The 23,500-nt window shown below is 38.6% G+C and carries 20 protein-coding genes; 4 read left to right on the forward strand and 16 right to left on the reverse strand.

The genetic code is table 11. The annotated features are described in order from the left end of the window. Nucleotides 1-23: 23 nt before the first annotated feature. The 6 genes from AAA915_RS06345 to AAA915_RS06370 all read right to left on the reverse strand — a co-directional run bounded on the left by AAA915_RS06345 (nucleotide 24) and on the right by AAA915_RS06370 (nucleotide 5,991). Nucleotides 24-1,241, reverse strand: a complete 1,218-nt coding sequence (locus tag AAA915_RS06345; protein ID WP_338200422.1) for a glucosaminidase domain-containing protein — start codon at nucleotides 1,239-1,241, stop codon at nucleotides 24-26. Between the two features lie 121 nt (nucleotides 1,242-1,362). Next, nucleotides 1,363-1,854 (reverse strand): sigma-70 RNA polymerase sigma factor region 4 domain-containing protein, encoded by a 492-nt coding sequence (locus AAA915_RS06350; protein ID WP_338200424.1) that lies wholly within the window; start codon nucleotides 1,852-1,854, stop codon nucleotides 1,363-1,365. Between the two features lie 236 nt (nucleotides 1,855-2,090). Further along, on the reverse strand, nucleotides 2,091-2,933 hold the full coding sequence (locus tag AAA915_RS06355) for a hypothetical protein (RefSeq protein WP_338200426.1): 843 nt from the start codon (nucleotides 2,931-2,933) through the stop codon (nucleotides 2,091-2,093). 133 nt (nucleotides 2,934-3,066) lie between these two features. Then, nucleotides 3,067-4,953 (reverse strand): SLAP domain-containing protein, encoded by a 1,887-nt coding sequence (locus AAA915_RS06360; RefSeq protein WP_338200427.1) that lies wholly within the window; start codon nucleotides 4,951-4,953, stop codon nucleotides 3,067-3,069. Nucleotides 4,954-5,483: 530 nt separating this feature from the next. Next, nucleotides 5,484-5,732 (reverse strand): DUF2922 domain-containing protein, encoded by a 249-nt coding sequence (locus AAA915_RS06365; protein ID WP_110446618.1) that lies wholly within the window; start codon nucleotides 5,730-5,732, stop codon nucleotides 5,484-5,486. A 40-nt stretch (nucleotides 5,733-5,772) separates the two neighbouring features. Further along, entirely contained in the window at nucleotides 5,773-5,991 is a 219-nt protein-coding gene (locus tag AAA915_RS06370; protein ID WP_110446619.1) for a DUF1659 domain-containing protein, read from the reverse strand. 214 nt (nucleotides 5,992-6,205) lie between these two features. Here AAA915_RS06370 and AAA915_RS06375 point away from each other — a divergent pair, with 214 nt between their 5' ends. From AAA915_RS06375 to AAA915_RS06385, 3 genes are all read left to right on the forward strand, one after another. Continuing rightward, on the forward strand, nucleotides 6,206-7,069 hold the full coding sequence (locus tag AAA915_RS06375; RefSeq protein ID WP_338200430.1) for a hypothetical protein: 864 nt from the start codon (nucleotides 6,206-6,208) through the stop codon (nucleotides 7,067-7,069). A 262-nt stretch (nucleotides 7,070-7,331) separates the two neighbouring features. After that, a complete protein-coding gene (locus tag AAA915_RS06380) occupies nucleotides 7,332-7,790 on the forward strand; it encodes a hypothetical protein (RefSeq protein WP_338200432.1) in 459 nt (152 codons plus the stop codon). Between the two features lie 121 nt (nucleotides 7,791-7,911). Further along, nucleotides 7,912-9,942, forward strand: a complete 2,031-nt coding sequence (locus AAA915_RS06385) for a KUP/HAK/KT family potassium transporter (RefSeq protein ID WP_338200434.1) — start codon at nucleotides 7,912-7,914, stop codon at nucleotides 9,940-9,942. Nucleotides 9,943-10,185: 243 nt separating this feature from the next. Here the strand turns inward: AAA915_RS06385 and AAA915_RS06390 are convergent, their stop codons facing one another. The 7 genes from AAA915_RS06390 to AAA915_RS06420 all read right to left on the reverse strand — a co-directional run bounded on the left by AAA915_RS06390 (nucleotide 10,186) and on the right by AAA915_RS06420 (nucleotide 20,294). Next, entirely contained in the window at nucleotides 10,186-11,442 is a 1,257-nt protein-coding gene (locus AAA915_RS06390) for a CPBP family intramembrane glutamic endopeptidase (protein ID WP_338200436.1), read from the reverse strand. 141 nt (nucleotides 11,443-11,583) lie between these two features. Continuing rightward, nucleotides 11,584-13,533, reverse strand: coding sequence for a M13 family metallopeptidase (locus tag AAA915_RS06395; protein WP_338200438.1), 1,950 nt, complete (start codon nucleotides 13,531-13,533; stop codon nucleotides 11,584-11,586). A gap of 95 nt (nucleotides 13,534-13,628) precedes the next feature. After that, entirely contained in the window at nucleotides 13,629-14,849 is a 1,221-nt protein-coding gene (locus AAA915_RS06400) for an MDR family MFS transporter (protein WP_294604221.1), read from the reverse strand. Between the two features lie 171 nt (nucleotides 14,850-15,020). After that, nucleotides 15,021-16,277, reverse strand: coding sequence for a carboxylate--amine ligase (locus tag AAA915_RS06405; RefSeq protein WP_338200441.1), 1,257 nt, complete (start codon nucleotides 16,275-16,277; stop codon nucleotides 15,021-15,023). A gap of 19 nt (nucleotides 16,278-16,296) precedes the next feature. Next, the gene (asnB, locus tag AAA915_RS06410) at nucleotides 16,297-18,246 is read right to left on the reverse strand and encodes an asparagine synthase (glutamine-hydrolyzing) (RefSeq protein ID WP_294604227.1); all 1,950 of its coding nucleotides are present in this window, start codon (nucleotides 18,244-18,246) and stop codon (nucleotides 16,297-16,299) included. Between the two features lie 109 nt (nucleotides 18,247-18,355). Then, nucleotides 18,356-19,753, reverse strand: coding sequence for a metallophosphoesterase family protein (locus AAA915_RS06415; RefSeq protein ID WP_338200444.1), 1,398 nt, complete (start codon nucleotides 19,751-19,753; stop codon nucleotides 18,356-18,358). Nucleotides 19,754-19,808: 55 nt separating this feature from the next. Beyond that, nucleotides 19,809-20,294, reverse strand: a complete 486-nt coding sequence (locus AAA915_RS06420) for a hypothetical protein (RefSeq protein WP_338200445.1) — start codon at nucleotides 20,292-20,294, stop codon at nucleotides 19,809-19,811. Nucleotides 20,295-20,482: 188 nt separating this feature from the next. Between AAA915_RS06420 and AAA915_RS06425 the strand changes: the two genes are divergently transcribed. Next, nucleotides 20,483-21,049 (forward strand): DNA-3-methyladenine glycosylase I, encoded by a 567-nt coding sequence (locus AAA915_RS06425; protein WP_338200447.1) that lies wholly within the window; start codon nucleotides 20,483-20,485, stop codon nucleotides 21,047-21,049. Nucleotides 21,050-21,105: 56 nt separating this feature from the next. Here the strand turns inward: AAA915_RS06425 and phnE (AAA915_RS06430) are convergent, their stop codons facing one another. From phnE (AAA915_RS06430) to phnC, 3 genes are read right to left on the reverse strand one after another with little or no spacing between them, the layout of a single operon-like run. Next, on the reverse strand, nucleotides 21,106-21,918 hold the full coding sequence (gene phnE / locus AAA915_RS06430; RefSeq protein ID WP_110446630.1) for a phosphonate ABC transporter, permease protein PhnE: 813 nt from the start codon (nucleotides 21,916-21,918) through the stop codon (nucleotides 21,106-21,108). Further along, nucleotides 21,918-22,721 (reverse strand): phosphonate ABC transporter, permease protein PhnE, encoded by an 804-nt coding sequence (phnE, locus tag AAA915_RS06435; RefSeq protein WP_338200450.1) that lies wholly within the window; start codon nucleotides 22,719-22,721, stop codon nucleotides 21,918-21,920. The genes phnE (AAA915_RS06430) and phnE (AAA915_RS06435) overlap by 1 nt, the downstream gene beginning before the upstream one ends. Further along, a complete protein-coding gene (gene phnC, locus AAA915_RS06440; RefSeq protein ID WP_338200452.1) occupies nucleotides 22,714-23,487 on the reverse strand; it encodes a phosphonate ABC transporter ATP-binding protein in 774 nt (257 codons plus the stop codon). Before phnC ends, phnE (AAA915_RS06435) begins: the two co-directional genes overlap by 8 nt. Between the last annotated feature and the right edge of the window lie 13 nt (nucleotides 23,488-23,500).

A 23,500-nucleotide genomic window follows, 5' to 3' on the forward strand; every position in this document is an offset into this window, starting at 1 on the left:
GCTTTTTACCGTTTGACCCTGATCTAAAAATTGCCTTTCTTAATATACTGGTGAACGCCAATTCTATAGTACTTATGACCGTAAATATTGATTGCACTGCCAAAGGTTGCGACTGACTGACCCTTCTTCATTACCAGCTGATTGTCACGGTTGCCGTAATCGTTATAAACATAAGCGTTCTTTTGCAAAAGTCTCACTGTGCCATCAATATTGCCGCTGGCAATATACTGGTTTTCGCCAACACGATAATATTTTTTACCGTTAATGGTTTTAGTACCGTAAGTCGCAATTACTTTACCTGTATTAGGTACCTTAATTGCCTTCAGCTTTTTAACACGTTCACCCTCAGAGTTATAAACATAAGAATTGTGCATTAAAGTCTTGTTGACCTTTTTTTCACCCTTAGGCGCTTGCGAAGCAGGAGGAAGTGCGCTGCCCAAATCTAAGAGCGTATCATTAACCCAGCCCTTGCCGGAGATATACATACGCTTTCTGCCATTATAATAAGTAATGGTCTTCGTAACGGTAACTGCATCGCCCTTAGCAACGGAACCAGTTTGAGCTGAAACCGAGTGGTCAGTGGGCCAAGCGTAAGTAGCGCCCGCTTTCTTGACGACATAAGACTTGCTGGTGTTTGAAATCGTAGGGTCATATTGCGTTAAATTGTAGTTAGTAATTCTGGCGTTCAAGGTCGTGTTGTACTTGCTGTCAGTCGCATACGTACCAGTTAACGCCTGAGTGGCATCTGTATAAGAAGCAGCGTTTTCCAACCAGGCTCCTTGATAGCGATCAGGCTGCCAAGTTACACCTAAACGCAATTTCTTACCATTATCATCAAAAGAATCCTGACAAGAGTCATATTTTCTAAACTTAGCGGTTACGTAATAGCTCTTGCCGTTCTTATCTTCTTCACGAGTCTTAGACGAATATGTTGCTCCGGGCCAGTCGTCATTAGCTTTCATGCCAAATAAGTTATTGGCGTTGACTGCCAAACCTGACTTGCCCCAATTAGATTCTACGATTGCCTGGGCAATCATCACTGAAGGGTATAAGCCGTATTTCTTTGATACCTTCTGTGCCTGTTTAGACATAGTATTTAAAAACGTAGTTTCAGCCGCAGTAGCTGCAGATACTTTCTCAGCACGTACTGGAGAATTGGCAATTAAGTTGTTGGTAACCGGCATTACCACCGCTGAGGCGAGGACAGCTGTCGCAAAACCAGTGATTAGTCTTTTCTTCATAAATAATGTTTCCTCCTTAACCGACACCTTTATTGTATCGGGCAATTAGACTATAAACAATAGCTGCGCTTGAATTGTAGTCAAAAAGTAATATAGATCGTTTTTATATTACAAATAGTAATTATTTTTCTAAAATTTCACGTAGGTGAATTAACAAATTATGCTTGCTTCTTTGCAGCTGAACTCGGCTCACATGGGCTTCTTGAGCCAAGGCACTGATAGTTTGACCACCAATTAAGTGATTAATAAATAGCAATTTTTCTATCTTGTTCATATGAGCAAGTTCACCCTTAAGAACCAGCTGATTATTCCAGTTAGTCATTAATGTAGCTTCTGTGAGCGAATCAAAGGCAATTTCTTCTTCTGATTGACGCTGCTTTTTGCGCAACAGATCAATAGTGTGCCAGATAATCTTACGAAAACTCAGCCGATCTACTTCAGGACGCTTCTTATCTGCTAACTTGGTTAACATTTCCGCGTATATTAAAATACCTTCTTGAAAAAGGTCTTCATAATTAGTATAGTCCACTCTGACGTGGGCGGCCTTTAATGCGCCTCTAACTAATTTTTGGTTATCCCATGCTGTTAAAAATGCCTGTTGGTTAATCTTCATTTGTGACGTTTCCTTTATATCATTTTGTCACAAGCGCTTGTGCCCCTATAGATTAACAAGGTTTATTAAAATAGCAAAAACATAAAATGAGGCGTTTATTATACTATCACTGACTTTTTTAATAAAAGTAAAAATTTCCCTAATCCTAGTTGCAGATAGCCTAATAACGCGCAATTTCTGGGTGAAAAAAGAGTTAAAAAAAATACACGAATTAATTACTTAATTCGTGTAGCAAGCTAATATAAGCTGTCGGGTCTCTTGCTGGAATAGTAGGCCTTCTTATGTGCCTCGGTCATTTGGGGCAATTCATAAAAATCTGCCAAGTAGTTACCGTAGCGTAGATGCTTTTTATCCAGAACTTCCGTCATAATGCTTTTGAGACTTAAATTTGCCAGAGATTGATGCGGATGAAAATTAGCCGGTTGATCAATCAGAGATTTGCCATGAAATTTCCTAACCCGCCAGCCTAAATTCTGCTCTAAATGGGTACTGTTAAGCACATACAGGGCATGGTTAAAGAATAAGCTGTTACATATCTTATCTGTTAAGTGCCGGCTGCAGTTGCGGTAAGCAAAAAGGTATTTGTTGTTGCTAATACTGACAGTTTTAAAGACAAACATGTGGTTCTGCAAGGGTTGATAGTCGGCCATTTGATGAAGTGCAACCCAGTCAAGATTACTGGTGTTGTAGCTGCGAGTGGAAAAGTAAGCCAGTCTGCCAGTAGCTATGACGTTGTGTCCTGCTAAACCAATTTGACGGGCAAATTCACGCTGAAACTCAAGGCCGGCAAACAGGCACTTTTGCGCAAATGAAGTCAGGTGAGACTTGGTACTACGACCACTTAAGACTATGCCGCACTTACTGTCAAAAATGGCGCTTTTGAACTTGCCCCACAGCGGCTGATTTTGAAACTGATACAAGGCAATGGTACTGGCACTAACACAGTATTCTTCATCAAACACCAGATAGTCTAAAATTTTCTTATCTTCTGCTATGCGCTGGCGCAATAACCTTTCTGACCAAATGGGATAGTCTTTACTTGGGGGTAAGTTACAAATGGTATCATTTTCTTTTATCATTTAAGCTTCTCCTAATTTTAAAATTGATAAAAGCTATTATACCAGTATTGTTATCGCTTGCATAGCTTAAAAAGGCAACAAAAAAACGGAAATATAACACATTTCCGTTTTCGTATAATTAACTAAGAATTAATTACTTAAAGTTAGCAACTTTAACGTATTGCTTCTTAGGTCCACCGATACGGTAGTAAGCCTTACCATTCTTGAATGTGTAAGGTGAACCATAGGTAACAACAGTTGCACCCTTCTTCAATACACGTCTGTCAGCACGCTTCTTAGAGGTCTTGTAAACATAAGCGTTGTGTGACAATACACGAGAAGTACCGTCAATGTTGTCCGCCATTACGTATTGGTTGTCACCAATCTTGTAAGCAAGGCTGCCATCTGCAAGCTTAGTTGGAGTACCGTAAACATTTACAGTGCTGTAAGCTGCAAGCTTGTTAGTACCAACACGCTTGTGGTTCTTGTCGTAAATGTAAGAGTTGTGCATAATTGTCTTAGGTGTTGCAGGAACAGGTTTAACTGAACCGTCAACATACTTAGTTTCTACGAAGAAGTTGGAATCAAGGCCGTTAACTCTGGTGTATGACTTACCATTTACAGTTACTGTTCCAAATGTAGCGATTTGGTCACCATTCTTAACAGTTGTTGTTGTAGTTGTTACTACATTACCATCAATCTTGTATACTGGAACAGTATCAGTATCAGCTTGAACAGTTACATAAGTAGCACCCTTTTGACCAACAGTTACGTAGAATGTAACCTTAGTAGTTCTACCAGCTGCGTTAGTAGCACTAACTGTTACAGGATATCTACCAAGAACTTTAGTATTTACTTTGCTTGTATCAATACTTACTGGCAATGTTGTTGAGTCAGTAGCACTAACTTTAGCAGTGAACGCTCTTCTAATAGCGTTAACATCAACATAACCATTTAGTGGAATGTAATTAAATGCTGTATCACCAATTGAAGTGATTTCTACTATACCATGTAAATTAGTCTTGTTATTCTGGCTGCCAGTACCTTCATTATAATCAATTTGTGGATAAGTTGCATCACCATATGATGGATCTGGATTAACATCTACAACAAATGTTGCAGTATGATGATTAGAAGTAGCTAAACGCAAAGTAATAGGGAACGTACTTGTTGGTCTTGCAATGCTGTTGTCAGCTCTAACAACTATACCAGCCGCATGAAGACCATCTCTTACGTCTTGCTCAACGTCTATCCAATCAGCTGTAGCACCATTGTTATCAGCACCAACTACAGTAGAAGCAGGCTCATATGCATCTTTAATACTCTTTACAATACCTTCAACTGTGTCAGAAAAAATTACTGAACCTCTTGAAACCTGATATCCACCAGCTTGAATTATCTTACCATCTTTATCTTTTATTTCCTTAGCTTTTACATAAGGATAGCCTTGCATGGTAGCATCATTAATTGAGAATGGTTTACTTCCCAAGGTTAGGTGAACACTCTTACTATCTGAAGCAGGAACTGCTTTTGTACTACCATTTACATAATAGTCACGGCCACCAACCAAGCCAGCAATATCCATTGTAACTACAGCAACATACTTATGACCCTTTTTAAAGTTAGTAGCTTCTGTAGCTCTTTCTGGCTTAACAAATTGACCATCTTGACCAACTAGTGATGTTGTTGAATCTACATCAGTAACATCATAAACTTTAACATCAGACACGTTCTTAGCAGGATCAAGTGAATATCCATCAGGCATCTGATTCAAGTTTATATTAACTGTCAAATTACCATTAGTAACATCGTTACCATCTACTACTTGTGGCGCAACATTTGCAGAAACGCTTAAATTAAGCGTATTATTAGCCCCTGTTTGTAAATTAGTGGTGTTAACCCCTGCAGTAAGCTTACCATTATTTGCTGTAGTAGTAGTTGGAGTATCAGCTGAAACAGTTGAAACAGCACTTGCAGCAACTGGAGCAACAGCTAATAAAGCAGCAGCAGCAGCGCTAACAATTCTTAAATTTTTCTTCATGTGGTCTTTCCTCCTTGTGTATATACAAAATAGTAATAGACTATAGGTTCAGTCGTTATGAGCCTACATTGTTACAACACCCTTCGAGCTGAAATCATAAGTTTATAACTCTTATGAGGTAGCCTTCAAGCTGAAGAACGCGCATGCGTACAGGCTATCGAACCTGAAGCATAGTTATTACTTACCACATTTCATATTGTACTAACCTTTTGCTTAAATTGCAAGGCATCCAATTATTTTACACACTTTTGTAACAAACGCTTACAGCTGTAAAATAGATATGTAAAGTTGCTATTCTTATAAAAACGCTGTGCAACAATGCTTTGCGGGTTTTCTGGCTAATTTTAGTTAAAAAAACTTTTTTATTTACCGCCAAATTTTACAAAATAATAACAAAAAACTTTTTATAAAGTAAAAAGGCTGCACTTAACAATCTTAGTGCAACCCTTTCCTTTATTAATATTTACTCTCGTCTTAAAATCCGCCTGACCTTAGCAATTAATTTGCTAATCAGTTTCAGTATCTGCAAATTACAGAGACTGATCCGCAGTATTATCAAACAAACTAGTAACAGTTCGTTCAACGTATGCAGCAGATTGAGGAGTTTGATATAAACTCACCCCTTCTTGTTCAAATGCATCAGCATTTGCTATTGTAGTCATTGCCGTTTTAACTTCCGCGCCAGTTAAGTTGGCCGCAGCGTTAGACAAGGACAAGTTAACCTTTTTACCTGCACCATTTAAAAATACTAGTTGTAACGTCTTGGTTTTAGTTTCCATATTATCTACTCCTATCCCGCTAATTATTGACTGACTAGTTTTAATCTCTTGCTAATGAAATGCCCTGCTTTTGAATTAAGGTTGCCGCTCCCAGTTCATCGCCTTGCAATTGAGCTAGTGCGTTTCCGACTTTAGCTAAACTGTCCGCTGCAACGCCCCGTTTAACATTCTTCAAATTGCGTGTTTTAGCACCTTGCTTGCCATACTTGGAGTTTAAAAATGTGTATTGGACTGCTTGATCTAATAATGCAAAATTCATAGTATCTTTCTTTCCTTTTTAATTTATCTTAATGCTGTAATCAACCCGCGCGCCAGCTGTCTTACACTATTACTAACGAATTAGCGCCGTAAAATGTAACTTTTTAGTCGTAATTTTTTGGCTAAAACACGTGAAAAAACACCATTAAGTAGTCAAATCTGCTTAAACCATCTATAATTAAACTAAGTATGAGTAAGGAGGATAAGTTCCTATTATGAAAAAAACGACAATTGGTACGATTGTGGCAGTAGTAATTATCGCTATTGGTGGTGGCGTCTTTTATGCCACCCAAAAATCTAACAGTGATAAAGTTAATGCTTCCTATAACAGTGCAATGACTACCGGTAAAAATGCAGTTGCTGACAAAGACTACTCAGAAGCAAGCTCCGCATTTGCCAAAGCTTTCAGAATTAAGAAGACTGACCAGGCTAAAGCTTATAAAAACCAATCGGACAATATGACTTCTGCAATTAAGGCTACTAAAAAGGGTAAATATGATGATGCCTTAACCAAAACTACAGACGTAATTCAAAGAAAAAATGGCTACTCCGTTTTAGTAAAACAAGGTAAAAATCTTAAAACTACCATTAAAGATGTGCAGGATAATTACGAGCACGAAATTCGGCCTATCTTTCTTGCTGCATCCCAAGCCGAACTGAATAAGCAATACCTTAAAGCTGCGGACGAGTATCAAAAAGTCCTAGACTTGCCATATATCGACGGACAATACTACAACCAATATAAGAAAGAAGCTGAAAAGGGACTGAAGAATAACCAAAAGGCTGCTAAAGACGGCACTAATGGTAATGCTGCTCAAAGTTACAAAGCTATTTCCGGTAAGGGACAAGACACAGGCAACGCTGGTAAGACTGGTGAAGGAGCAATGGGCAACCATAAGGTAAACGGTAAGACCGTTACTAAGAAGCAGATTGCGCAATTGCGTAAGCGTGTAGCTAAGTTTGGTTATGACGCAACCTCCTGGAGTCCACAAGACCTAATCGACCTTTACAGAAAATCTGGCAGGACTAAACCAAGCAAGATTACCAGAAAAGACATCCAAGATTATCTGAGACCATAATCACGATTTTTAGATCTCTGAATTAGAATTAAGTAAAATCGCCTTGAATTGCTTAACTGCAATTTAAGACGATTTTTGCTGTCAAACTTTTAATGACCAGTAGTTTTTTGTGAGTGGGCAAAATGCTATAATTTTATTAAAATTGAGAGAAACTACTATTGTGTAAAGGGTAAATTGCTTCAATAGTTGCTTTTATAGTCTAAACTCTGTAAAATGACTATTGACTTTCACGTTTCCTATTTTTATTAAAGGAGTGTCTGCTTTGACTGATAAAGAAAATAATACCAAAGAGAAAGATAACGAAAAACAACAAGAACAAGATAAAGAGAAAGCTAGAAAAGAAGAAGAACTTAAGGTTGTCATGCCTGAGGCTGAGTGGTCTACCATGCCGCAGAAAGAATTCACAGAGCAGCCAGACTACCTTATAGTATTTGCTGATTTTTATATCGCACAATTTAACCAGCGCGACTTAGAAATCATGAACTTATACGATACTAATTCCAACATGGTTGATATTAATCATTATCTTCTTAACAACATTCATTTTAGCCGCAAAGAATTAGTTAAGCATGTATTACAATATCATGCGCAAAATTTCCAAAATATAATTGATGAAATTGCGGCTAAAGATGGTGTTGAAGCAGAAAAAATGACATCATACAAAGATTGGGATAACTGGTACGAAGACCGCCGCAGTAAAATTTCAGCTTCTTTATCATAATTTACTTGTACTAAAGCAAAAAAAAGAACAAAATAGATACTTGAATGAGAATGCCACATTGACATTCTTTTTTACTTAAAAATGAATAGCTCAATATTGTCTATGGGAGTACATATTTACTATGGATAAAAAGAAGAAGCGGATTTCAGCTGCCGGCTTGCTAATCACCATCGGTATCGTTTACGGTGATATCGGCACTAGTCCGCTCTATGTAATGAAATCAATCGTTACAGGTAATGGTGGTATTGCCAACGTTGATCGGGAACTGATCTTAGGTTCAATCTCGCTGATTTTTTGGACAGTCACGCTGTTAACTACCGTTAAGTACGTTATGATTGCGCTTAAGGCCACTAACCGTGGTGAAGGTGGTATTTTCGCTTTATACGCTTTAGTACGCAAAAGAGCCAAGTGGCTGGTGATGCCAGCTTTGATTGGCGGGGCAGCGTTATTAGCCGACGGAACATTGACACCAGCCGTGACGGTTACAACCTCAATCGAGGGACTGAAGAACATGCACTTTGGTTCCCACGTTCCCGTTCCTAATCAGAATGCCGTCATCATTATTACGATTGCCATTCTGTTGGTACTGTTTTCAATTCAAATGCTAGGCACCAGCAGTATCGGTAAAGCTTTCGGCCCGATTATGTTTGTCTGGTTTACCTTTTTAGGTTTAATCGGTATCTATAATATGGCTAACGACTGGTCAATTCTGGAAGCACTGAATCCGGTTTGGGCTGTTAAAGTCCTTTTCAGTCCCTCTAATAAAGCCGGCATTTTCATTTTGGGATCGATCTTCCTGGCTACCACTGGTGCCGAAGCCCTGTATTCTGATGTTGGTCACGTTGGCAAAGGCAATATTCGGGGATCATGGCCCTACGTCTTTCTTTGTCTGTCACTTAATTATTTAGGACAAGGAGTATGGATACTGCAAAATCCGCACTACCAAACTAATGGCGGTGAACTTAATCCTTTCTTTGAGGCTGTGCCAACCGATTTACGCCTGTTCGCCATCATCTTAGCTACAGTTGCCGCCATTATCGCCTCCCAGGCTTTAATCACCGGTTCATTTACACTGGTATCCGAAGCAAGTGGTCTGAAATTTTTACCACGGATGAATATTAATTATCCTACAACTAAGCATGGTCAAATTTATATTCCTTCCGTTAACAAAATGATTTGCGCTGCTACTATCGCAATCGTCATTTTCTTCCGGACTTCAGAACACATGGAAGCAGCCTACGGTCTGTCAATCACAGTCACAATGTTGATGACTACCCTGCTATTATTTGAGTACTTGGGTTCCAAACACCACCCGTTAATATTGCGTCTGTGTTTCTTACTTGCCTTTGGCTTTATCGAAGGCATGTTCTTAATTTCCAGTTTGACCAAATTTATGCATGGTGGTTATGTTACCGTCCTAATTGCTGGTTTTATTGGTGTCATTATGTTCATCTGGTACTTCGGTAATAAAGTGCGCGACAAACATGAAGGTGCACATACTTATGTACGTTTAGATGAATACACTGATATGCTAACGGACCTAAGTCATGATGATGATTACCCTACTTATGCGACTAACTTGGTTTACATGGCTAAGGTTAAATACAACAAGTTTATTAAACGGGAAATCATGTACTCCATTTTGGATAAACGTCCTAAACGTGCTCAAGCCTACTGGTTTGTCACTGTCAACATTACCAACGAACCGTTTACAGCCAGATACGCTGTTAATACTTTTGGTACTAAAAATGTCATTAACGTGCAGCTGTATCTCGGTTTCAAGAAACAAACCAGTGTCAACGTTTACCTGCGGCAAATTGTCCACGACTTGATTAAAGACGGCACCATTGAGGCTCAACCACAGGAATACACCACTACCCCAGGTCGTAAAGTCGGCGACTTCTCATTTGTAATTGTTAATGAAGTTGTCAGTCCTTTGACCAGACTAAAGGGTTTTGAAAAAGTAATACTAAAAGCGCGGGTATGGTTGCAAAACCTATCTTCCAACCCTGCTTCCTGGTTTGGCCTGGAATACACCGATACAGTAGTCGAGCAAGTGCCTCTAATTTTAGGCAAGCCAAGACACAACTTGCACATTAAGCGGGTTGCACCACGTGACTATTCCAATTTAAAGAAAAAAGAAACTGAATAATATAAATAGCCGTCCACGACTTGTTAGAGTCGGGGCGGCTTTATTTTAAGCCAAAACGCACAAGCTAAAGTCTAGCTTATGAGTTTTTTAATTACTTTGTCAATTATGGAATCAAAATCAATGGTAATTAATCCTGTTGCTTCGGAAAAAAATTTTCTTAGAATTTCACTGTCAAATAGATTCTTTCTAATTTCTCCATCTTGCGTAAAATCTTGATGACTTCCTAAACTGCAATTTAAAATATTACATTTGCAACAAATTTTTTGCGATTACTTCTTGTCTCCGTTTGGTCCAAATAATAACTAAGGCGATAGCTGCATAAATAGTCACTCTCAAAATAGTTCCCTGCCAATCCATCATAGTAGGTTGGACTGCAGATTTAACTGTATTGCCATATTCGCTAATACCACCCTGAAATAGAAATAAAATAAAATCATATAAGCCGTGATAGGTCATAGTTAACAGTAACGAATGTGTGTAAAGGTAAATAGCAGCAATTACCAATCCCCAACCACTTATCTCAAGCATTTGGCGCAAAGTAGCTAATGGCGTTTGATAGGCAATGTTGGTGATATGCCAAAACCCAAAAAGTAGGCCATCAAATAACACAATTAAGTATATACGATACTTACTGCTTTGAAAAATTTGCGCAAGAAGAGCAATAACCATAAAACGCATTAGCCATTCTTCAGCAATCCCCGTCCGTATAGCTGACCCGATAACACCAAGATTAATTTGATCAAAATAGTAATTCAAAGTATCAGCAATGCTAATAACATAGTCAAAATGGGGCATAGCAATTAAAAGTAAAACTCCCACTAAAAGTAAAGTTATTAAGCTGGAAAACAGAATTGAGTCATTCCGACTATATACAAAGTGTGGTTTTTGTATTTTCCAACAGGACATTACCAAAACAGTAATGATGATTAAAACAGGAGTTCCAGACAAACCAGAATTATTTATCTGGAGCAATACCTTGTTGTACCGTAAATGTCCGGCAATGTTGCTTGCAGTCCATATTATTTCGTCATAGACAACAAACATTAATAGCAAAATTCTGCCCCAATTATTGTTCACCCGACTTAAGGCTAATTTAGCCATTGGAATATACATGATAAGGGAATAAAAAGTAACCGAAAGCATCCAGAAAGTGCCATTGATCAAATGATAGTAATTCAGTAATTTTGTTAGCAAAGACAAACTAATTGGCAAAGTGTAACAAATTGCTATAGTTTCAATGTAATGGTTAATCAATTGCCATCTTTTCGGCTGTTCACTTTCAGTTTGCAATAAAGAAAATTGTAAACAAACAAAAATAAGAGAGAGTGAAATGGCAAACCTTTGGTTTTGATTAAAAAGATTTCTATTAACAAAAGCAAGGGTAGCACAAATTAGTAAGATCAATATTTGTCCCACAGTTTGTGCTAAATGAAAAATTTTTATTATCCGATTTGTTTTTGATGTACGTGCTGATACAGCGTTTTGATTGAAGTTCTTCATAGTAACTACATTATAATAAATGTCAAATGCGTTTCAATATATTTCTAATATTTTTTTAAATAAATAGAATTATTATTTACCTTTACAAAAAACCATTGTTCTAAATGATTAGAACAATGGTTTTTGATTTACTACTAATAATTACCAAATATGTACCCGTTTGTCTGGGTCGAGCCACATGCCATCTTCAGGCTTAACATCAAAGGCTTTGTAAAAGTCATCTTGACATTGGCTTTGAACGTTGGCACGTAATGGACCAGGTGCGTGAACGTCAACAGCGGTTTGACTCTTAATTGATTCAGTCAGTTGCTTATTAGCCCAAATGCGTGCAAAGTTTTCAAATAATTTCTTTAAGTCATCATTTTCATTCTTTGCAGCTTCAACAGCAGCAGTCAAACCACCTTGGTCAGCAATATTTTCTGAAACTATTTGCTTACCATTAAGTTTAACCGGACCATATTCAATGCCATCAAACAAATCAATTTCAGCTTGTGTCCGCTTCTTGAATTCGGCATAATCCTCATCAGTCCACCAATTAGTCATGTTGCCCAATTCATCAAATTGTGCACCGTTGTTGTCAAACGCATGAGAAACTTCATGAGCGATTACGGAACCAATACCACCAAAGTTGGCTGCTCTGTCTTGCTTCAAGTCATAGAATGGCTTTTGCAAAATGGCTGCAGGGAAAGTCAGATCATTTCTTTGCGGATCATAGCAAGCGTTAACTAAATTACCAGGCATTGCCCAGACTGTCCGGTCAACTTCCTTGTGCAGTTGCTCAATGTTGTACTTTTGTTCTGCAATAGTAAATGCACGTTCATTTGAATAAAGGCTGCCACCTTGACTTGCAGGGATAACCTTTAAACGATTATAAATCTCCTCGATTTTATCCGGATAACCAATTTTCAAGACCAAAGCATCAAGCTTAACAATCGCGCGCTTTTTAGTTTGTTCAGAAAGCCAGTCATTATTTTGCAAGCGTTCCTTATAAACGTCAAGCATACGATGAATCATATCCTCAACGTCTTTTTTAGCATTTTCGCCAAAATAAGTCTGACCATAATAAACACCGACTACTTCACTAAAGGTGCCATTGGCAATGTGGTAAGCTTGTTTTTCACCACTAGACAATTTGGGCTGGCCATATAAAGCCTGGCTAAATGGAAACGCTGCTTCCCGGAAGTCTTGTGACAAGGAGTCAGCAGCCGCGTTAATAAAGGTAACAATCATCCAGCCTTTGATTTCATCAAAGTTTTCTTCATTGATAATTTCGTTAATGTGATCCAAGTAGCGTGGTTCTTCAACAATAATTCGTTCTGGTTCTTCGCCAATTGCTTCTTTCAAGTAGTAAGCAATCTTGAATTTATCAAACTTAGCTTCAAAGTCCTTAATCTTCATTGGATTGTAAGTAGCAGGATAATCTGCCCACTCCTCTGTAGACTTAACGATCTTAGATAGCTTAGCATCAAACTTAATAGCATCTTCTGCATATTTTTCTGCTTTAGCTTGATCAATACCAGCCATGGTTAAAAGCTTAACTGATTGCTTTTGCAAAGTATCTAACAATTTAGGTGCATCAGGAGTTTGATAAGTTGTAGTGTCAGGCAAGAAAGTTCCAGGACCAGCAAAATACAAAGCATTAACTTTGGTATTCTTCATGTCAGGAGAAACGCCAAAGCTAAATGGGAGCAAGGCAAAAGTTGCTAAGTCAGGCGCATTTAGGTTGTAGTCAGAAAAGTCCTTAATGCCGTCAAGAATAGCTAAATCGTCCTTAATCGGATCAGCACCTTCTCTATTACGCTTGTCAAAATCGCATGCTAATTTATAGAGCTTAACTGCCTCACCTAAGTTAGGAACATCAGGAATTTCTTTTTTACCAGATGCAAAGTCGGCAAAATCCTGCATTAAATGCTTTTCAACATCTACATCGATGCCGTCAAATGAAGCCATCCGTGAACGGTCTTCAGGAATTTTAGTATTTTTAATCCACTCAGAATTAATAGCCAAGTAAAGGTTGTCCTGTGGACGAGCGGCAACATTAGGTTCAATAATATCGCCACTACCGCCGCGAACAGCAAAATTTTTATTCATTCAGAAAGTCCTCCCTTTTATATCTAAATTAAAAATAGACTAAATTAATCTTATCATTTTAATTAAACCGTTAATATTAAAAAGCCTTTACAAAATCATTTATAAAGTGTGATATGTTTACGCAACTTTGCGTGAAGGGGCAATAACATTAGCACCATCAGAAAAATACCACAGGCAGCAATTATGAAAAACGGAATATAACCCGCACGATCAATTACCATACCGCCAAATAAGGGGCCAAAGGCTTGACCAATACCACGGGCAACATTAATTTCACCCTGGTATTTACCCTTACTGGTTGCGGGGGATAAATAGTTAATGTAAGCAGGAACGGCAGGAAAAGCTGTCGCTTCACCTAACGTCAGAACAAACATTGACAGTGCAAAGTGAGCAAAGTCTTTGGCAAAAATCAATGTGGCAAAAGAGATCGAGAACATGATCGTGCCAAAAATAATTTGCTGAAACAGGTTTTTAAAAATATGAGGAAAGCGTGCCAAAATTACCTGGACAGTAACTATGATGGCACCATTAAAGGTCCATAGCAAACTGTACATGTGGAAAGGTATTCCCAAAGACACCATGTAAACTGACAGGTTGGACTCCCAGTTCATATACATTAACCAGGTAACAGCTAAAGAAACCAAAAATCCGACCATCAACATCACGTTATATTTTGGCATAGGAATCGCCTTGGATTGTGCATTCTTTTTAACACCGTTCTTTTTACGGTTTTGGTGAAAAGTACTGATCGGGCGGTAATGAATAGCCGCATTGACGCAAGCAATGGCAAATAAAGATGCTGCCAGAATAAATAAAAATTCAATCGAGAAATCATAGAGATAACCGACAAGCAGAGTACCAGTGACAGTACCAACGTTTTGCGCAAAATAAATCAAATTAAAAACGTAGCGTCCTGAATATTTACGCAAACTCGTCGCAATTGAATTAATCAGCGTGCCGTTCCAGCCACTGATACATCCCGTCATAATCAGCCATATCCAATATTCCGGCCAGCCGTGAAAGAATGCCATCATAAACAGAACCAGCGCATCAAGTCCTAAACCAGTGACAATTAGCGGGTAGGGGTTCAGGCGGTCATATAAACGCCCAGCTAAAAATGAGCCCAAGACATTGCTGGCACAATTGCAAAATAAAACAACCCCTATTACAGAAAGGCTGATGTGTAATTGTTTGTTTAAATAAACCGAAGTTAAGGGCCAAACAAAACTTGACCCAATCCACGTGGCCAGTTCCCCCAGTAACAGCCAGTGCAGCTTAATTTCTGTTTCTTCATTAGATCCGTGTTTAAGTTTCATTTATTCAGTCCTTTCTTTTTTTAGATTCCATTTACCAGTTTAGCAAGAAGTATTAAAAAAGAACACCCCAAAACTAATAACTAACCAGTTAAAAAAGATAGTTTTTATCCAAAAAGATGATTACAGCTGCTTTGCTGCAATCATCTTTGTTACTATGCAATGGAAATAAGCCTAAAAGAACTGGCCCTTATTTTCCTGGTAATACTTTTGGTAGCGTCCTTTATAATTATGAAACATGTATTTCAAAAGCAGCCACCGCTTAAAATTGCGATCCTGATCATAAAAGACAGTTGTACCGTAGCGCCCTTCATGAATTAATTCTTCGGCCATTTGTTTAGCTTCATTATCCACGGCATATTCCTTGAACACGCTCACCGGAATACCCAGCCACAATTCATGCTTTGACTTTAATTTGTTGCCGTAGATTGGTTCCTTGTCCTTCAGTGAATCGTAAACATAATCGTCCACGTACCATTTCGCTAAATTATAACCATTAAGTGTCACATAGAAGCTTGAGCGACCCTGACGCAAATTAATTTCAAAAAACTTATATTTACCATCACGGGCATCATATTTAATGTCAAAGTTGGCCATTCCCGTGTAATTGATTTTTTCCAAAAATGCTTCAACCTGCTCATACAGCTTTTCGTCATACTCAGGTAAAATCGCCATGTAATTTCCAATTGACTGAGGTGTGGGATCTTCCAGCAAAGGGTGACCCATACACATCATCTTAATATGATGTTCCTTATCAACATAGGCATTTAACACCCGCATGTTGGAATCATCACCGGGAATAAAGTCCTGCAGAATTAAATCTTCTTTGTAGCCATTTTCATAGATTTTTGTGACAATGTCGCGCAATTCAGTTTCATTATGAATGGTAAAAGCCTTTTTGCGACCTTCAAATTGCACATCAAGCCAGGATACCGGATCTTCCGGCTTAAGCTCCAGTGGGTAGCCAAAAGGCAGTTCCAAATAATTTTCCGCCTTGTAATCTGCCATAGTCACGATTTTAGTCTTAGGGTACGGCAGACCATACTTTTCCGCAATTTGATAAAAGTTTTCTTTTGAGATTAATTTTTGTAAGAGGTCGTAGTCCACGTAAGGAACAACAAATACCTGCTCTAGTTCTTCTTTATGCTTGGCAAGCAGTTCCGAGTAACCATCTCCGCATGAAATCAAAATCACCGGTTCTTCATGGTCTTGGTAGAGTTTCATTTGCTTGCGCATTACTTCAATAAATGTGGGATCTTCACTAAAACCCTGATGTAGTTCCACACTAACAATTTTAGAATAACGCGTTGCTGCCAGCTGGCTGTCAGCCAGTGCTTTCACGCTAATACCATAAGCCTCGTTAAACGATCGGGCCATGCCGTAAACATTAATGTCACTACCAAGTAAAATTGGTGTAAAGTTTCGTTTCATTAATAAATTTTGCTCCTCATTAAACCAATTTGCCTTGTTTAATCAAATCGGCTACTTCTGGTTGAACACGCTGGTATTTGGCAACTGTACCTTCATAATCAACAAAGAATAGTTTATACCAAACTAAGAACGTATAAATTGTCCAAATCTGTCTGCGATGAGAGCCATCGCCTTTATAGTTTTCATCAAGCAAGTCTAAAATTTTATCCTGCTCGAAGATATCCTGCACAAAGTCTTCGCTGAACAGCTCGCGTACCTGCTTATAAAAACGAGGTTCTTGCAGCCATTCTTTGATTGGGGTAGGAAAACCTAGTTTTGGCCGTTTAGCCCATTCATCTGGTAAAACTTTTTCTGAAGCCTTGCGTAAAGCATATTTAGTATCATGCTTATTAACTAGATAATCGGTTGGAATTGAATTTGCTCTTTCTGCCACCTTTTTATCAAGGTATGGTACCCGCAATTCCAGCGAATGAGCCATAGAAATCTTATCTGCTTTTTGTTCAATATCATTAAGCATAAAGTGATGCAGATCAATGTATTGCATTTGCCGGACATTATCGAGATTTTTGACCTTTTTAAAGTCACTTTGGTAAATACCGTTAACAGTTAGTTTATTACGGTAAGACGGCTTTAAGATGCTGTTAGCATCTTCAGAAGAGAAGATGGTCGGGTAATCCATGTCATAAATAACCGATTGACCAACGTAAAATTCACTTGGCTCAGCTAAGTTGGTATACAGGTGCACTTTCCCCGGGAAATTCGGCATTTTCTTAATTCTGCGCGCCAACTTAACCTTAGTTTTCTTAGGCAATTTCTTGCACTGTGAAGTAAAGGCCTTAATGATACTGTTATGCGTGTGCATCCCATAATTGACATAACCGGCAAACAATTCATCTGCGCCTTCACCGGACAATGCGACCGTGACGTGCTTACGCGCCATTTTACAAAGATACCACAACGGGATAATTGACGGATTGGCATCCGGTTCATCCATATGATACTGCATCTCCGGAAAGTCATGCATTGCTTCATCTGCTTTAACCTTGTCAGAAAAGAAGTTCCAACCCTTGATGTCCGCTAGCGCCTTGGCCTTTGACGCTTCATCATAAGTAGCATCATCAAACGAAATTGAAAACACATCGTCTGGATTTAAGATACTGGTGATATAGCTGGAATCGACCCCTTCAGATAAGAAGGCACCGACGGGAACATCCGCAATATGGTGCAGTTTAACTGATTCGTGCAAGTCTTCGTTAATTTTATTAACAGTTTCTTCGAAACTTAAAGTATTGGCTTTGTATTCCGCGTCCCAGTATTGGTGAGTTTTCATCACGCCATCTTTGTATTCGAACCAGTGACCGGCAGGAAATCTGTAAATACCCTTAAAGAAAGTCTCATGCAAGTCATTATACTGATTCATTAAATATGGTTTAACGGCTTCAATATTTAAACGCCGTTTAAAGCCGGGCAGTGCCAGAAAGCTTTTAATTTCTGAGCCCATAATCAGGTGGCCATTTTCATTGCTGTAATATAGCGGCTTAATACCGAAAAAGTCCCGGGCACCATACATTGTCTGGGTCTTATCATCCCAAATAATAAAAGCAAACATGCCTCTGATTCTTTTGAGCAGGCCAGCCATGCCCCATTCTTCAAAACCATGCAAAAGTACTTCCGTATCGGACTTAGTGGTAAATGTGTGACCTGCCGCAAGCAGTTCTTCTCTTAAGGGCTGGAAGTTGTAAATCTCACCGTTAAAGATAATCGCCTTTGTTTTGTCCTCGTTGTAGATTGGCTGACTGCCACCACGTAAATCAATGATTGACAGTCTCCTAAAACCTAAGGCAATTTTATCGTTGGTATAAAAACCATCTGAATCAGGACCACGATGCTTCATTGCCGCCATCATTTTACCGATAGCAGCTTGTTTATCATTTATTTCTGGATTATAGAATGCAACAATTCCGCACATTGCTTAACTTCCCTTAATTTGTCTTACTTTGTATATTTTTGTCTTCATTTTAACTTTTCCATTATATGCTAAGAACCGGGCAATTTCCAAATTGCCCGTCGCGACTTTACTAAATATAAAAGATTCTGCGTTTGCTGGCAGCACCATAGCCGAAGGTCTGGATATAGTGTCTTTGTAAATCAATATTTACGATATAACCGGCAAATTCGGTTTGGTGGTCAATTTGCCTTTTCCAGTTTTTATTATATTTGGTAGTCAGGGCGTGATTAGGACCCATCAGTGCAGAACAGTTAAACAAGATATACTGGATCCCGTTAATTCGGTACTGGTCTTCTCTATGTCTGTGGCCGCAGAAGTAGGCAATAATGCGGGCATTTTTTACATTAGTAAAGTCAAACTCATTTGCCAAACGAAATTCAGGAGGCAGCCCAAAGCTGGAATGCATCTCTCCTTTTTCGCCTTGATTAAAGGCTACCAGCAGTTCATGCAGTGAACGACCGTTGTACTTTAATGCGTTTGAACCTTTACGATTAATGGGATTAGCGTGACTCATAAAGATAATTTGCTTATTCGATGACTGCTCCAGAATTTCAATGATTTCTTCTATTTGATCTTCCCTCACAGCCAGAGTTAGTTTAGCATCATATTTTTTTCTGCCTTGTGCATCTAGATAATAGGGCAAATCTGAAGTATTCACAGAAATAAAGCGCACATCATCCACATCATAGTAACAAACACCGTGCTGACGGGAAATATAATGAATGCCTTTTTGCTGATACATAGCAGGCCACATAATTCCTTCAAATTCATTTTCTGGAAAAGAGGCTCTTAAATCATGATGTTCATCGAATTTATCATTTTCATCATGATTCCCTTTAATTAAAATATATGGCACCTTATCTGATTTAAAAGAATCACGCAGTTTAGTTAATTCACTTTCGCCCAAAAAGCCGGTATCAGAACCATCAATCCAGTCGCCTAAATGAACTTTTAAACTCAGAAGACCAGAATCATCAAGATAAGAAAATTCATTAACATGTGTCAGACCATTCCAGCCATAAAAGTCCATACTGTTACGGTCCTTATAATGAGTGTCCGTAATGACACTCACATTCACAGAATTTTTCCCTGTACGAATGTGACCTTTAACTCTTTCAATAAAGCGGTCGAGATATTCTTCTACAACGTAACGCCTACCGGTTTTACGGCTGACAAAAGCGCGATAACGCTGCAATTCAGGACTATATCTGCGCACATATTCAGGCTCTAACTTATCCGTGCTTTCCAAGCTCAATGCCTGGTGCAACACCTTTTCTTCATCTTGATAGACAGTCAAGGTATAAGGTTGATCATTGGGAGTTCTTTGTTCACCGTCAACGTGATACTCTCCTACTGTCAAAAAATCTTGCATGGGATCAAGCTGTGCATCTTTTTTCTTAAATAATGAATGCAGCTTAGCCCCGTTTATTTTATCAGCTAATCCTTTAGCATACTTAAAAACACCCATTTTTTGCCTCAAGCAGAAAGAAAAAGAGCTGAACACACATGTTTCAGCTCTAAAATTATAAACTTTTTTCTAAAGCGTGTGCCGCTAAACCAATTGACAGAAGTGCATCCTTAGACAAAACTCCTTGTAAAGTTTTTGGCGCTACTTCTTCAACGGCTCCAATTACTTTTAAGCTGTAACTAACAACGTGAAAGTCTACTATATCATTATAAAATCCATCTTCATAAGGATTTTCATGATTATAAGTCAAGTTGATTTCATTCTTGTCAACAAAACCGTCAACGTGGTTAGTTAAAATCCGATCATGTAAATCGGTTAACTGCTCTGATAATTTAATCAAAGTCATTTTATGATCACTTTCAGTGTCATAATACTCTTCCTGAGTCATGCCGAAGTATTCTTTTATTGGCTTATGCAATACGTGCAAATTATCAATTACACGATAAACTGCCTCGGCGTCAAAATCCGTTTCTTTATTTAAAATACTCTCTTGATTTGCGGCCAAGTCATCGGCCAAAGTTACTATTTCTAACTTCTCCATGGTTTCCTCCTAAAGTTCAATATATATTATACCAAAAAAACTACTATTGCACTTTTTGAGGACAAAGTTTCTAATATTTTAGGAAAAAGAAAATAATTAAAAGTTACTAGTCAAATTATTTTAAAAAGGATAGAAAACTTTTGGCGTATTTATTTATGAACGCTAAGATATATTTAAGGAGAATAAAAATGAATGATATCACTCGCTGCCCCTGGAGTGACCATGATGATGCTTTAGTTAGAGAATACCACGATCACGAATGGGGCAAGTTAAATTTAGACGAACGCTATTTATTTGAAATGTTGGTATTAGAACTGTTTCAATCCGGACTCAGCTGGTCCACTGTTTTGCATAAACGTTTAAGCTTTCGGCAGGCTTTTTACAACTTTGTTCCAGAAGAAGTTGCTCAAATGAGTGCGCTGGAACAAACCCGCTTACTGCAGAACAAGGCAATTATCCGCAACCAAAGAAAAATTGCGGCGGCAGTTACCAACGCTCGCGTCCTGTTAATTATTGATGCCAAATACGGTAGTTTCGCGCACTATTTGCAAAAATTTATTCCTACACCAATTATTCATCATCCCCAAACAAGTACTGAAGTACCAACGACAAACAAGATTGCACAAGAACTAGCAAAGCAGATGAAAAAAGACGGCTTTACTTTTGTGGGTCCAGTAATCCTTTATTCTTTCCTACAAAGCGTAGGCCTAATTAATGATCACCTTGAAAATTGCCCGTTTAAATATCACGGCTAAAAAATGAACCAAGTTGCTAGTTACCAACTTGATTCATCATTTGTTATATTTACGTTTTACACTAATTTCTTCCTAATCCAGCCTGAAATCCAGTCAATTACAACAACCATAATGATGATACCCAATAAAATGATACCAACACGGTTCCACTGACGATATTGCAGTGCAATAATTAACGGATAACCAATACCACCGGCTCCAACTAAGCCTAAGATAGAAGCCGACCGAATTGAAACGTCAAACCGGTATAACGTGTTTGAAATAAGAGCAGGCATCAGATTAGGCAGAGTAGAAAACATAATAATATTTGTTTTTGAACCACCAACCGCAGTGACTGCTTCGTTAGGACCATCGTCCAAGTTCTCAATTGCTTCAGAAAAGAGCTTGGCAAGCATACCTACTGAGTGAAAACCCAAAGCCAAAACACCGGCTGCCGAACCTGGACCTACAGCTTTAATAAACATCAGAGCCAAAACAATTTCTGGGAATGACCTGATGATTGCCAGCACAATTTTACCAGAGCGTGAGACATACCAATGTTTATGCTTGGTATGTGCTGCCCAGAAGGCAAATGGCAGTGAGATAATGGCTGAAATAAATGTGCCCAAAAAGGCAATGCAGACAGTTTCCCAAAGCTGCGAAAGCAGATCTTCACCCGTACCGTTATAAACATATGACCAGTCAGGGTGGAAAATGCCGGAAAAGATGGCACCTGCAATTTGTCCAGCAGTTTCTTTAATGCCGCCAAAGTCAATACCAGTACATGACCAAATAATCAGCACTACTGTGATAATGGCCATCAACCAGTGAAAGGCACGCTTTTTAACATCTATAGGCCTAGGAGGCAACTTTTTCATACTTGTATCCATTATTGCATCAACGCCTCCCGTGACTTAGATGAAACGTAGTCAATTAGCACTACCACAATGATAATTACAATTATAATGGTACCTGTCTTCGGGTAATCGAAGATTTGTAGTGTTTGTTGCAGATATAGCCCAATACCACCGGCACCGATATAACCCAAAACGGTTGAGGCCCGCACGTTAATTTCGAATGCGTATAAACAATAAGAAATAAAATAGGTAATAACTTGTGGCAAAACCGCAAAGACAATAATTTGTATTTTATTAGCCCCAACTGCAGTTAATGCTTCAATCGGACCCGGATCAATAGTTTCAATAGCTTCATAAAAGAGCTTGACCACAATTCCGAATGTACAAATAGCTAGTGCCAAGACACCCGCTACCGGTCCGATACCAACAATAGCAACAAAGATAGCACCAAGAAGCAAGTCCGGTATAGTTCTGATAATGTTCATAATTATGCGCAAAATTCCCGTGACTGCCTTATTTTTGACAATATTGCGGGCAATAAGCAAAGAATAAATAAAAGCAATTACAGAACCTATCGCCGTGCCTAATATCGCCATCTTAATAGTTTCAAGCAAAAGCGGTACAACTGTTGCCAGGTATGACCAGTCAGGGTGCAACATTTGCAAGAAAATTTCAGCAAAATCCCTAAAGTTGGCAAATAGAGCACCCAAATCTGTTTTGGTTTCATTAGTAGAAATGAATAGTCCGGCGACAAAAAGCAGCACCCAAAGCCAATTCAAAATTTTAAGCTTTTTCTTAGGTAAAGTCATCAGCTTTTCTTGCTCTGTGCTACTCATCTTGATCACCACCGGAATAGATCTGATCAAACGTGGATGCCGGAGTATCTGACATTTTGCCGTCATAAATAATTTCACCAGCACGAACACCAATGACCCGTTTACCAAATTCTTGTGCTAACTGGACGCTGTGCAGGTTAATGACTACCGTCATACCATGCTTTTCATTCAGCATCTGCAAGTCTTTCATTACGCGGCGTGAAGTCTGTGGGTCAAGTGAAGCTGTCGGCTCATCCGCCAAAATAATATCCGGGTTTTGAGTCAAGACACGAGCAATCGCCACTCTTTGTTGCTGACCACCAGACAATTCATCAGCTCGTGAATAAACCTTGTCTTCCAAATCCACTTGCTGGAGTGCATCATACGCACGCTGCTTATCTTCTTTAGTAAAAAGGTTGAGAGTAGATTTCCAAGTAGGATAATAACCCACTCTGCCTGTTAAAACGTTACGCAGAACACTTGACCGCTTAACCAGATTAAAACTTTGGAAAATCATTCCAATATGCCGGCGCAGCGTTCTTAACTTTTTACCTTTGGCCTTGGTAATAGATTCACCATTAATTAAAATATCACCTTCAGTAATATCAATTAAACGGTTAATCGACCGCAAAAGTGTTGATTTGCCGGCGCCGGATAGACCAACAATAACGACAAATTCACCTTTATTAATAGTTAAATTGACGTTTTTTAAACCAACAACATCTTTGCCATAAACTTTCTTAACGTTTTTTAATTCGATTATTGGCTTAACTGCAGAATCTGCCATTATAAACTTCCTT

Origin of the sequence: Lactobacillus rizhaonensis (assembly GCF_036246345.1) — a bacterium.
In the GTDB taxonomy this organism is placed as follows: Bacteria; Bacillota; Bacilli; order Lactobacillales; family Lactobacillaceae; genus Lactobacillus; species Lactobacillus rizhaonensis.